Origin of the sequence: Curtobacterium sp. MCLR17_051, from assembly GCF_003234395.1 — a bacterium.
GTDB classification, from domain to species: domain Bacteria; phylum Actinomycetota; class Actinomycetes; order Actinomycetales; family Microbacteriaceae; genus Curtobacterium; species Curtobacterium flaccumfaciens.
The window spans coordinates 26,300-37,219 of sequence record NZ_QKTA01000022.1 but is presented as its reverse complement, the minus strand read 5'-3'; the positions used below and the strand labels follow the sequence as shown (position 1 = coordinate 37,219).

Annotated in this window: 14 protein-coding genes; 9 read left to right on the top strand and 5 right to left on the bottom strand. The window is 72.5% G+C overall.

Annotation, left to right across the window (positions count from 1 at the left end):
• Nucleotides 1-19: 19 nt before the first annotated feature.
• On the bottom strand, nt 20-196 hold the full coding sequence (locus DEJ06_RS18410; RefSeq protein WP_156463787.1) for a hypothetical protein: 177 nt from the start codon (nt 194-196) through the stop codon (nt 20-22).
• Nucleotides 193-894, bottom strand: coding sequence for a class E sortase (locus DEJ06_RS15825; protein ID WP_258372603.1), 702 nt, complete (start codon nt 892-894; stop codon nt 193-195). Before DEJ06_RS15825 ends, DEJ06_RS18410 begins: the two co-directional genes overlap by 4 nt.
• Between DEJ06_RS15825 and DEJ06_RS18405 the strand changes: the two genes are divergently transcribed.
• A complete protein-coding gene (locus tag DEJ06_RS18405) occupies nt 884-1,063 on the top strand; it encodes a hypothetical protein (RefSeq protein WP_181437348.1) in 180 nt (59 codons plus the stop codon). The two genes, DEJ06_RS15825 and DEJ06_RS18405, sit on opposite strands and share 11 nt — an antisense overlap.
• A 33-nt stretch (nt 1,064-1,096) precedes the next feature.
• Complete coding sequence (locus DEJ06_RS15820; RefSeq protein ID WP_111039942.1) at nt 1,097-1,558, top strand: GNAT family acetyltransferase; 462 nt, start codon at nt 1,097-1,099, stop codon at nt 1,556-1,558.
• A gap of 176 nt (nt 1,559-1,734) precedes the next feature.
• Here DEJ06_RS15820 and DEJ06_RS15815 read toward each other — a convergent pair whose 3' ends face one another.
• Nucleotides 1,735-2,658: an EamA family transporter gene (locus DEJ06_RS15815; RefSeq protein ID WP_111039941.1), complete on the bottom strand. Its 924-nt coding sequence runs from the start codon at nt 2,656-2,658 to the stop codon at nt 1,735-1,737.
• Between the two features lie 36 nt (nt 2,659-2,694).
• Between DEJ06_RS15815 and DEJ06_RS15810 the strand changes: the two genes are divergently transcribed.
• The 6 genes from DEJ06_RS15810 (at nt 2,695) to DEJ06_RS15785 (ending at nt 8,915) form a co-directional block, all read left to right on the top strand.
• Nucleotides 2,695-3,843 carry a CPBP family intramembrane glutamic endopeptidase gene (locus DEJ06_RS15810; protein ID WP_111039940.1) on the top strand — a complete coding sequence of 383 codons (1,149 nt, stop codon included), beginning with the start codon at nt 2,695-2,697 and terminating at the stop codon, nt 3,841-3,843.
• A 9-nt stretch (nt 3,844-3,852) separates the two neighbouring features.
• On the top strand, nt 3,853-5,721 hold the full coding sequence (gene recQ, locus DEJ06_RS15805) for a DNA helicase RecQ (protein WP_111039939.1): 1,869 nt from the start codon (nt 3,853-3,855) through the stop codon (nt 5,719-5,721).
• Between the two features lie 87 nt (nt 5,722-5,808).
• Nucleotides 5,809-6,555 (top strand): 1-acyl-sn-glycerol-3-phosphate acyltransferase, encoded by a 747-nt coding sequence (locus DEJ06_RS15800; protein WP_110864342.1) that lies wholly within the window; start codon nt 5,809-5,811, stop codon nt 6,553-6,555.
• A gap of 135 nt (nt 6,556-6,690) precedes the next feature.
• A complete protein-coding gene (locus DEJ06_RS15795) occupies nt 6,691-7,047 on the top strand; it encodes a hypothetical protein (protein ID WP_111039938.1) in 357 nt (118 codons plus the stop codon).
• A gap of 439 nt (nt 7,048-7,486) precedes the next feature.
• Nucleotides 7,487-8,005 carry a M23 family metallopeptidase gene (locus tag DEJ06_RS18400; RefSeq protein ID WP_181436861.1) on the top strand — a complete coding sequence of 173 codons (519 nt, stop codon included), beginning with the start codon at nt 7,487-7,489 and terminating at the stop codon, nt 8,003-8,005.
• A gap of 61 nt (nt 8,006-8,066) precedes the next feature.
• Complete coding sequence (locus tag DEJ06_RS15785; RefSeq protein WP_258372508.1) at nt 8,067-8,915, top strand: NAD(P)-dependent oxidoreductase; 849 nt, start codon at nt 8,067-8,069, stop codon at nt 8,913-8,915.
• 62 nt (nt 8,916-8,977) lie between these two features.
• On the opposite strand, the gene DEJ06_RS15780 is transcribed toward DEJ06_RS15785, so the two are convergent.
• Both DEJ06_RS15780 and DEJ06_RS15775 read right to left on the bottom strand, forming a co-directional pair.
• Entirely contained in the window at nt 8,978-9,181 is a 204-nt protein-coding gene (locus DEJ06_RS15780; RefSeq protein WP_017886198.1) for a hypothetical protein, read from the bottom strand.
• Nucleotides 9,182-9,191: 10 nt separating this feature from the next.
• On the bottom strand, nt 9,192-9,710 hold the full coding sequence (locus DEJ06_RS15775; protein WP_110864346.1) for a MarR family winged helix-turn-helix transcriptional regulator: 519 nt from the start codon (nt 9,708-9,710) through the stop codon (nt 9,192-9,194).
• Nucleotides 9,711-9,841: 131 nt separating this feature from the next.
• Here DEJ06_RS15775 and DEJ06_RS15770 point away from each other — a divergent pair, with 131 nt between their 5' ends.
• Nucleotides 9,842-10,735 carry an alpha-E domain-containing protein gene (locus DEJ06_RS15770; RefSeq protein ID WP_071406023.1) on the top strand — a complete coding sequence of 298 codons (894 nt, stop codon included), beginning with the start codon at nt 9,842-9,844 and terminating at the stop codon, nt 10,733-10,735.
• The last annotated feature ends 185 nt before the right edge of the window (nt 10,736-10,920 follow it).

Sequence of the window (10,920 nt, the reverse complement as noted above, 5' to 3'; positions counted from 1 at the left end):
GACCAGACCCGACCAGACGCTACGGGGTCGGCGTCGACTCCACCGTGCCGTCCGGCGGCGGCAGGATGTCCGCCGCGATCCACGGGAACACCCACTGGAACAGCACGAACACGATGGCGACGAGGAGCACGAGCAGCTCGAGCACCTTCAGGGCGGTGGGGCCGGGCAGCAGCCGCCAGACCAGGGGGAAGATCACTTGACGGTCTCCGAGAGTTCCTTCGGGGTGCCCTCGGACGCGGGCATCCAGTAGTCGAGCTTCGCGTGCGTCACGAACCGCTCCGCCGCGGACCACATCGGGTGGCAGGCGGTCAGCGTGAGCCAGCGGTCCTGGGGGGTCGGTTCCACACCGGGCTTGTTCGGCACCGGCGCGATCGTCTCGATCTTGTCGGGCGTGACGATCTGGCTGTCGGTGACCTTGTAGACGTACCAGACGTCGAACTTCGTCTTCGCGTCGGTGACCCGGACCACGACCGAGTCGCCCTTCTTGAGCTCCGCGATCTGGTTGAGGGGCTTGCCGTAGGTGACCCGGTGTCCGGCGACGGCGAAGTTGCCGGGTGCGCCGGGCATCGCGGTGTCCTGGTAGTGGCCGAGCCCGATGGTGTTGAGGACCTTCTCACGATCCGTGCCCTCGCCGATCGGCCGGTTGTAGTCCTTGCCGAACCGGGGGATCTGCATCGTGCCGAAGACGTCCGACAACCCCGGCGGTTCGTCCAGCACGGGTGCGGTGCCGCGGTGCTCGGTGCCCTCGACCTTCGGGGTCTTGACCTGGTCGAGGCCCTGCACGAGCTTCGTCTGCTCGTTCACGGCGACCACGTCGGTCCACCACGCCGTCCACACGACGTACAGGCCGGTGCCGGCGCCCGCGATGATGAGCAACTCGGCGATGAGCGACACGATCGCGCCGCCGACCGTCTGCCGTCTGCGCGGGGAACGCCGGGACCGCGAACCGGCTTCGTCGTCCCGCGCGCTGCGGCGCGACGGGAGGGTGTCGTGTGCGGTCACGGGGCTCCTGATCGGCTGGGTGGTCGGACAGGTCTATCAGATCACGGCGACAGGCCGGTGACGACGTTCTCCCCGCCCCCGTTAACGTGGGGGCATGGAGTACCGGATCCGCCCCTTCCGCACCGAGGACACCGACGCGGTCGTCGCCCTGTGGGAAACGTGCGGCCTCGTCCGACCCTGGAACGACCCCCGACGCGACATCGCCCGCAAGCTGACCGTCCAGCCCGAGCTCTTCCTGGTCGCCGATCCCCAGGCCGACGACACCGGTACCGACGACACCGACACCGACGCCGGCGTGGTCGCCGCGGGCATGGCCGGCTTCGACGGGCACCGCGGCTGGGTGAACTACCTCGCCGTGCGCCCGGACCTGCAGGGCTCCGGCCTCGGTCGCACCCTGATGGCCGAGTTCGAGCGGCTCCTGACCGACCTCGGCTGCCCGAAGCTCAACCTGCAGGTGCGTGCGGGCAACGAGCAGGTGCTCGGGTTCTACGCGTCCCTCGGCTACACGGACGACCGGACGGTCTCGCTCGGCAAGCGGCTCATCCCCGACGCCTGACCGCGCCCGCCCGTCGCACCGTGCGGGTTCGCTCATCCGGTGCGGCGTTGGCGGCTCGGTGCGGTGCTGCAAGTCCGCACCGGGCGGTCAACCTCGCACGGTTCGAACGACTCGGCACCGTGCCCGGCCCCGCCCGACCCCGCCCGACCCCGCCCGACCCCGCCGCGACCCGCGCGCTACGCCAACGCCAGCGCCACCGACGCGACGAACGCCAGCACGATGCCGATCCACTGCTGCGCGGTCAACCGTTCCCGCAGCACGACCCCGGCCAGCACCACCGTGCCGATCGGGTAGAGCGCGTTGAGCACACTCACGACGGGCAGGGTCGCCGGGTCGTCGCTGCTGTGCAGCCCCGCCTGGATGAACACGTTCGCCATCGCGTCGAAGACGCCGCACACGGCGACGGTGACCAGCAGCCGCGGACCCCATGCGCGACCCGACCGAGGCTCGCGGACGGCGGCAGCCCCGTCGGGGCGGGCCGACGTCGGGGCGGACACCGGGCCTCCCGTCCGGAGCACGACGACGAGCGCCGCCGCACCCAGCAGCACCGCCTGCAGCACCCGCGCGACCACGAGGGGTGCGATGCCCGAGTCGGACGGCGTCATGTCGTAGGCCAGCACGATCCCGCCGAAGCCGCACCCGGCGACGGCGGCGGCGACCACGCCCCGGGCGGTGAGCCGCGCGCCCGAGGCGTCCCGGACCACCGCGACCAGGACCACCGCGACGACCGCGACCACGAGCGCGACGGTCGCCACGGGTGACAGCACCGTGCCGCGGAACACCGCGACGAGCACCGGCACGACGGCCGCGAAGACGGCGGTGACGGGGGAGAGCACGCTCATCGGTCCGATCGCGAGTGCGGCGTAGAGCAGCAGCACCCCGACACCGCCGGAGAGCCCGGCCACTGCACCCCAGACCGCGGCCGGCCACGAGAACACGCCACCCAGGACCACCAGTCCGACGAGCAGCGGCAGGATCCCGATCGCGGCGGCCACCGCCGTGACGACGACCGGGCGGACCCGGCGCGAGGCGAGTCCGCCCAGGAAGTCGGCGAACCCGTAGACGATCGCGCCGGACAGGCCGAACAGGACGGTGAGCACGGCTCCCATCCTGCCCGGCCCGGTACCCTGCGGTGCGTGAGTGTTCCCTACCAGCGCCTGCCCCGGATCGACGGACGGTGGAGGTGGTGGCGGCCGCTCGTCGCCCTCGCGTTCCTGGCGGGGTGGTACCTCGTGTCGCAGATCGTCATCGCGGTCGCGTACTTCGTGCCGATCGGCGCAACGCAGGGGCCGCAAGCCCTGATCGACCTGCAGAACGACCTGGCCGGTGGCGCGCTCGACCCCACCGACCCGCTGATCCTGTCGCTGTCGCTGGTGTCGCTCGTGGTCCTGCTGCCGGGCATCCTGCTCGCTGTCAAGATCGCGCGGATCGGACCGGCCGGCATCCTGTCGTCGACGCGGTTCCGGGTCCGGTGGGCCTGGACGGCGTGGTGCCTGCTGCCGACGCTCGTCATCGCCGCGGTCATGTTCGTCTGGCAGACCGGCCTGTTCAGTGGCGGCGGGATGATCACGACGGACGGCGGCTTCGCCTGGAACCACGACGCGATCGGCCAGTCGACGGTCTCCCTCGGCACCCTCACCCTGACGATCGTCCTCGTCGTCCTGCTCGTCCCGTTCCAGGGCGCTGCCGAGGAGTACATCTTCCGCGGCTTCCTGATGCAGACCGTCGCGTCGTGGATCCCGCGTCGCGTCGGCACGATCATCGCCGTGGCGGTCTCGACGGTCGTCTTCGCGGTGCTGCACATCCCGAACGGCTACAACGTCTGGGGCATCCTCGACGTCGGCTCGTTCGGTCTGATCGCGGCGATCATCGTCCTCCGGACCGGCGGGCTCGAGGCCACGGTCCTGCAGCACGCCTTCAACAACATCATGATCTTCGTGCTGCAGGCGCCCGGCTGGTCCGGGATCGACCTGACCTCGTCGGACGCGAACGGCACCTGGCAGGGGACGCTCGTCACCCTCGTCACGTCGCTCGCGTTCTGGGGCATGGTCGAGTTCCTGGCGTGGTGGCGGGGGCTGGACCGCCGGTTCGCCGGGCACGAGGCACCCCGGTTCCGCGGTGTGACCCCGGCCTGGGCGGGCGGCGTCCGCTGGACCCGGCCTGGAGGCACGGGCTGGGCGACCACGCCGGCCCGCGCCGACGACGTGGCCGGGTCCGACCACCGTGCCGGCTCCGACACGGACGGTGCTGTGGACAGTGCGGTGGGTGTCGCCGGTCGCCCGTAGGCTCGTGGCATGAGCACCACGCCCGCGTCCGCTGCCGTGCCTGCTCCCGCCGCCGTGTCCGCACCCCGTGCCGCTGCGCTCGACGTGCTGCACCGCGTGTGGGGCTACGACGACTTCCGCGGCGAGCAGGCGGCCATCATCGACCAGGTGGTGGCCGGTGGCGACGCCCTGGTGCTCATGCCGACCGGTGGCGGCAAGTCCCTCTGCTACCAGGTGCCATCGCTCGTCCGCGACGGCGTCGGGGTCGTGGTGTCGCCGCTCATCGCCCTCATGCAGGACCAGGTCGACGCCCTGGCGGCGAACGGCGTGCGGGCCGCATTCCTCAACTCGACGCAGGGCCCCGACGAACGGTCCCGGGTCGAGCGTGCCGTGGTGCAGGGCGAGGTCGACATGCTCTACCTCGCTCCCGAGCGGCTCCGGCTCGAGTCCACCCGTGCGCTCCTCGACCGGGCGCGCGTCTCGCTGTTCGCCATCGACGAGGCGCACTGCGTCGCCCAGTGGGGCCACGACTTCCGCCCGGACTACCTCGAGCTGAGCGTCCTGCACGAGCGGTGGCCGACGGTGCCGCGCATCGCCCTGACCGCCACCGCGACGCCGCAGACCCACCGCGAGATCTCCGCACGGCTCGGCCTCGACGACGCCGCGCACTTCGTCGCCGACTTCGACCGGCCGAACATCCAGTACCGCATCGAACCGAAGACCGGTGCGCTGCAGCAGCTGCTCACCTTCATCCGCACGGAGCACAGCGGCGACGCCGGCATCGTGTACTGCCTGTCCCGCAACTCCGTCGAGCGCACCGCGTCCGCCCTGGCCGAGCAGGGGATCAACGCCCTGCCGTACCACGCGGGCCTCGACGCCCGGGTGCGTGCCCGCAACCAGTCGACGTTCCTGCGCGAGGACGGCGTCGTCATGGTGGCGACGATCGCGTTCGGCATGGGCATCGACAAGCCCGACGTCCGGTTCGTGGCGCACCTCGACCTGCCGAAGTCGGTCGAGGGCTACTACCAGGAGACCGGCCGTGCAGGTCGTGACGGGCTGCCCGCCACCGCGTGGCTCGCGTACGGCCTGAACGACGTCGTGCAGCAGCGGCGGATGATCGACCAGTCCGAGGGCGACGCCGCACACCGTCGGCAGCTCAGCGCCCACCTCGACGCCATGCTCAGCCTGTGCGAGACGATCGAGTGCCGCCGGGTGCGGCTGCTCGCGTACTTCGGGCAGGAGAGCACGGCGTGCGGCAACTGCGACACGTGCATCGCGCCGCCGGAGTCGTGGGACGGTACGGTCCCCGCGCAGAAGCTGCTGTCCACCGTCGTGCGGCTCGAGCGTGAGCGCCGCCAGCGGTACGGTGTCTCGCACCTCGTCGACATCCTGATCGGCAAGCGGTCGCCCCGCGTGCAGGAACTCCAACACGACACCCTGGCCACCTTCGGCATCGGCGCCGACCTGTCCGAGGGCGAGTGGCGCGCGGTCGCACGACAGGTGCTGGCCCAGGGCTACGCGGCGGTGTCGGGCGACGGCTTCGGCACGGTCGTCCTCAGTCCCACGAGCGCCGAGGTCCTGACGGGCAAGGTGCAGGTGCGGATGCGTCGCGACCCGGTCAAGACTCCGCGAGCCGGACGCAGCAGCCGACGGACGGTCGTCACCGACATGCCGCAGGAAGCCGTCGGCCTGTTCGAGGCCCTGCGTGCCTGGCGTGCAGCCGAAGCCCGCGAGCAGGGCGTCCCCGCGTACGTGGTGTTCAACGACGCGACGCTCCGGGGCATCTCCGCCGTCCGACCGGCCGACGTCGACCAGCTCGGCGAGATCTCCGGCGTCGGCGCGGCGAAGCTCGAGCGCTACGGGCGCGCGGTCCTCGACGTCGTCGCCGCGGCCGACTGACCGCCGACCAGCACTGCATGCCGTTCCGGGCATGTGCCCTCCGCGCGCCTCATTACACTCGGTAGCTCGTCACCACGAGGAGGTCCGGTGTCCGGTTCGACGAAGTTCGCCACCGTGCTCAGTCGCGCGGTGGTGACCCCGCTCGCCCGGTTGCTGTGGCGCCCGAAGATCATCGGTCGTCGGAACGTCCCGAAGCGTGGTGCGGTGATCCTCGCGAGCAACCACCGCTCGTTCATCGACTCGCCCGCGATCACGCTCATGGCACCGCGCAAGGTGTCGTTCCTGGCGAAGCAGGAGTACTTCACGGGTTCGGGTCTCAAGGGAGCCGTCTCGCGCGCGTTCTTCGGGGGCATCGGCGCCATCGGGGTCGAGCGTGGCGCGGGTGCGGCGGCGCAACAGGCCCTCGACCTCGGGCTGACACGCCTGCAGGAGGGCGAGGCGTTCGCGATCTACCCGGAGGGCACGCGCTCGCTCGACGGCCGGATCTACAAGGGCCGCACGGGTGTGGCGTGGCTGGCGCTGACGAGTGGCGCCCCCGTGGTGCCCGTCGCGCTCACCGGCACCGAGGACGTCCAGCCGGTCGGGTCCCGGCTGCCGAAGCTCGCCCGCGTGACGATCGAGTTCGGGCAGCCGATCGACCTGTCGTCCTTCGGTGAGGCGTCGTCCGGTCGTGCTCGGCGCCACGCGACCGATGCCGTGATGGCGGCGATCCAGGAGCTCAGCGGCCAGGAGCCGGCGAACACCTACAACAACCCGCCCGCGACGATCGTGGAGCGGGTCCGTCGTGCGCTGCAGCCGGACGACCCGACCGCTGCCGCCGTCGACCCCGACTGATCACCGCGACTGTCCGGTCACTATTGCACATCTGAAATATCGATGGTTGAATGGCGGACGTGCCGCTCGGCACGCCGCCATCGCCGGTCGCCCGAGAACGACCAGCCACGACATCCAGATCGGACCGTCCGCAGCATGTCCTCCACCCCGCTCTTCGACTCCATCGCCCAGCGTCGCGATCAGGCCGACGCTCCGCACTCCACCGTGCGCTCCACCCCGTCGCCGGCGATCGCCGTCGTGACCCCGGTACCGACCTCGCCGATGTCCGCGCCCGTCCGCCCGGGTGACTCCACGCTGGTGCCGGCCGCCCTCGTCGCCGCGATCGACGAGATCCCGGTGCGGGTGGCATCGGCCCTGGTGACCGAGGTCACGATCCGCCCCGAGCACCTCGTCCTGGTCGAGACCGTCGCCGACGCGATCACCCGCGCGGTCGTCGACGCCGTCGTGTGCGAGCTGGACCGGATCGCCCGTGACGGCGTCGTCCGCGTCTGACCGGGCCGGGCGCCGCACGATGACGACCCCCGACGACGGCCTGCCCCGGCGCCCACGCGGTGCCGAGCGTCGCGCCGCCGCCCGACCGACCGCGCCCCGGCCGCGCCGTGCACGGCACGCTGCACAGCCGGGGCCGCTCCGAGCCGCCGGGGTGGCGGGAGGGGGCACCGCCACCCCGGCTTCCACCCAGCCCGCACGACGCATCCGGCCTCCACAGCCCAGCCGGCCCACGCGGTCGGTCGCTCCCACACAGCCGGCTGCCTCCACGCAGCCGGCCGCTCCCACGCTTCGTCGCCCCGCGTCCTTCCGGATCCCAGCACGGCGGACCCTTCCCGCCGCGGCGGTCACCGCCGTCACGTGCCTGTTCGTCGCGGTCGGCTCCCCGCAGACCGCCGTCGCCGCTCCGGCCGCTTCAGAATCCCGGTCGGCATCGGCCGGCATGCAGCACTTCGTCGCCGACAGTTCGACCGGGCCGACGGCCGGCCGCGACGACTTCTCGGTCGGCCGTGCTGCCGCGGCGCTCCGGGTCCCCGGTGGTTCGGGCCCGACCGGTGGCGCCGCCCGTCCCACGGCCGGTGCGATCCCGGACGCCGGTGGCTTCGGCTCCCGCTGGGTCGTCGGCTGTGCGGCGTGCTCGTCGAACCACCAGGGGGTCGACTTCGCCGCGGCCATCGGGACCCCGGTCGTCGCCGCGCTGCCCGGCCGGGTCGTCTCGGCGGGTGTCCTCGGTGGCTACGGCAACCAGGTTCTCCTGCAGCACGCCGACGGCACCGCGACGCGGTACGGGCACCTGTCGGTGATCGACGTCCGCCCCGGCCAGGTCCTCGGCGCGGGGGAGCGGCTCGGGGCCGTCGGCAACACGGGTGTCTCGACCGGCGCACACCTGCACTTCGAGGTCATCGTGGCCGGCACCCCGATCGACCCGGCCGCCTGGCTCAGGGCTCGCGGGCTCCTCTGACGGCGTCGGGCGTAGCGTTGGAGCGGTCGCGGCACGCTGTCGCGCCAGGACGGAGACGCACGTGCGAGTGACGGTGTTGGGGACGGGTGCGATGGGTGCCGGTGTGGCGGGATCACTGCTCCGCGACGGCCACGAGGTGACGGTCTGGAACCGCAGTGCCGACAAGGCCTCGCCCCTGGGCGACCGCGGCGCGACGGTGGCGAGCGACCCTGGCACTGCCGTCGAGCACGCCGAGGTCGTCCTGCTCACCCTGTTCGACACCGATGCGGTCGTCGACGTCCTCGAGCAGGCCGCCGGCGACGCCCCGACCGACGCCGTGTGGGTGCAGGCCTCGACGATCGGGGTCGACGGCACCGCGACGATCGTGCAGCTGGCCGAGAAGTACGGCATCACCCTCGTCGAGGCGATGATGCTCGGCACGAAGGCCCCCGCAGAACAGGGCAAGCTCACGATGCTCGCGGCCGGCCCGGCGGACCTGCTCGACCGTGTCGGCACCGTGCTCGACGCGATCGGCGCGAAGACCGTCCGCGCCGGCGACCACGTCGGCGACGGCACCGCACTCAAGCTCGCCGCGAACGCCTGGATCGCCTCGATCACCGCGGCGACCGGGCAGTCCCTGGCCCTCGCGGCGGCGCTCGGGCTCGACCCCGCGCTGTTCCTGCAGGCCATCGAGGGCAGCGCGAGCGACTCCGCCTACGCCCACACCAAGGGCGCCGCGATGATCGCCCGCGAGTTCCCCGCCCAGTTCGCGCTCGACGGGCTGCGGAAGGACATCGGACTCATCACCGATGCCGCCCGGACTGCGGGGGTGTCCACCACGCTGCTCGAGCCACTCGGGCGCGTCTACGCCGATGCCAGCGCAGCCGGCCACGGGGGCGACGACATCGCCGCGGTCGGCACCGCGTTCTGACGCACGGGCAGACGCACGCGCACAGACACCCGCACCCGCACGCGCACGGGTCCGCCGACCGATCAGCCCCGGCGGAACAGCTGCCGCAGGCGCTTCGTGAGCCGCCCCACGGCCTCGTCGTTCATGGTGTTGGCGAGGTCGAACGCCTCACGAGCCGGATCGGACCCGGCCTGGATGCGTCGGAGTGCGGCGTCGGCACGGGCCCGCGAGTCGAGTTCGGCGAACGGCATGTCGTCCTCGGGGTGGTGCTCGCCGCGAGGGTCCATGCGGTCCAGGCTACGCGCGACGGAGGTGGTCCGACCCGGCGTCGAGCTCGTCCACGACGCGGACCATCTCGTCCAGGAAGTCCACGACGACGGCCATCTCGTTGCTCGGCAGATGCTCGGTGACCTCGAGCGCGCGGGCGTCGAGTTCCTCGATGACCCGGAGCGCGTGGCGCATCGAGGTGCCGGTGGCGGTGAGGATCACGCCACGGCGGTCGTTCGGGTCGGCGTGCCGTTCGACGTGGCCGCTGCGGACGAGCCGGTCGACGAGCGCCGACGTCGACGCCGCGGTGATCTCGAGCCGCTCGGCGAGGTCCTTCGCGTTGACGGTGCGGCCGTCGTGCTCGGCGTCGATCAGGAACCGGAGCGCCAGCAGGGCGTTCTCGCCGATCCCCAGTGCCTCGCGCGCTCGGCGCTGCGCAGCACTCTCGGCCGTCCGGTACCGCCGCAGGGCGTTGAGGACGTCCACGGCGGAGACCGCGGAGTCCTCGTACCAGTACCCCGCGGTGCTGGTCATCACCTCGGACGTCATGCCCCAATGCTAGACGCTCTAGTTAGATTGTCTAGCGAGCGCGGAGACGGGACACCTGCAACACCCGTGACGCGGTTCTGTAACACCCCGGCAACGCCGGCTCGTTAGGTTCTGGACATGCAGGAGCAGCCGTGCTGAGCCGCCTCGCGGGGAACGTCTTCCACGTGGGGAGCGCGGTGGAGCGCACCGACGTCGTCGCACGCTTGCTCGACGTCTACGTCGCCCGCCGAGAACCAGGCACCCTCGACGACGACCGGCTCGTGTCCACCGAGCTCCGCAGCGTCATCGGGACCACCGGCCCCGCGAACGACCCGGACCGCGCCGCCACCGTCGACGCCCTCGCGCTCGACCGGCACGAACCCGCGTCCATCGCCGCCGCGGTCGCCGTCGCCCGTGACCACGCACGCCGCGCCCGCGAGGTCGTCTCGAGCGAGCTCTGGGACTGCCTCGACGTCACGCGGTCGCGGATGCCCCGGAAGATCGCCCCCGACCGGGCGCACGAGTTCCTCGGCTGGGTGCGGGAGCGCAGTGCCCTCGCCATCGGGGTGGTCGAGGGGGATGCCAGCCGCGACGAGGTGTGGGAGTTCTTCACCCTCGGACGCTCGCTCACCCGCTGCGCCTCCACCGCACGGCTGCTGGCGTCGCGGTTGCTCGAGCCGGACGCGGTCACCTCGTGGACGGCGGCGCTCCGGGCGTGCGGCGCGGGCGAGGCCTTCCTGCGCGGCCGTGACCACGCCCCGGTGCCGTCCGACGCCGCCGCCTTCCTGCTCCTCGACGCGCACAGCCCGCGGTCGTTGCGGTTCACCGTGCACCGCGCGGCCGAGTGCCTGGCCGACGTCGCCCCGTCCTGCGTCGCGGACGAGGTCGCCGGGTTCGACGAGGTCCGCGCCCTGCTCGACGGCATCCCCGAGGAGTCGGCGCTCGCGGTGGCGGGTGACGTCGGGCAACGGCTGGCGGTGGCTGCCGACCGCGTCGCTGCGGCCCTCGACGAGCGCGTCTTCGCGTCGTCCGCACCCGTGCTCTGAGCCCGCCCGGCGCGCGCGTCCGGAGCCGCGTCGGCGCGTGTGTGGCGGGACCGGGCCGGTCTGCGCGTCGTGACCGTGGCCGTGTGCCCGGGTGGTGCCGGACGGGAGGCCCGTGGCGGCGCCGGTGCGGGCCTCCCGTCCGACGGTCGGTGCGTCACGGGCCGTCGGCCGACGGGCAGGGTGAC

Excerpts from the sequence above, each read along its gene's own strand:
- DEJ06_RS18405 (WP_181437348.1), top strand. The coding sequence starts at position 884 with ATGAGCGACACGATCGCGCCGCCGACCGTCTGCCGTCTGCGCGGGGAA.
- DEJ06_RS15820 (WP_111039942.1), top strand. The coding sequence starts at position 1,097 with ATGGAGTACCGGATCCGCCCCTTCCGCACCGAGGACACCGACGCGGTC.
- recQ (WP_111039939.1), top strand. The coding sequence starts at position 3,853 with ATGAGCACCACGCCCGCGTCCGCTGCCGTGCCTGCTCCCGCCGCCGTG.
- DEJ06_RS15795 (WP_111039938.1), top strand. The coding sequence starts at position 6,691 with ATGTCCTCCACCCCGCTCTTCGACTCCATCGCCCAGCGTCGCGATCAG.
- DEJ06_RS18400 (WP_181436861.1), top strand. The coding sequence starts at position 7,487 with ATGCAGCACTTCGTCGCCGACAGTTCGACCGGGCCGACGGCCGGCCGC.
- DEJ06_RS15780 (WP_017886198.1), bottom strand. The coding sequence starts at position 9,181 with ATGGACCCTCGCGGCGAGCACCACCCCGAGGACGACATGCCGTTCGCC.
- DEJ06_RS15775 (WP_110864346.1), bottom strand. The coding sequence starts at position 9,710 with ATGACGTCCGAGGTGATGACCAGCACCGCGGGGTACTGGTACGAGGAC.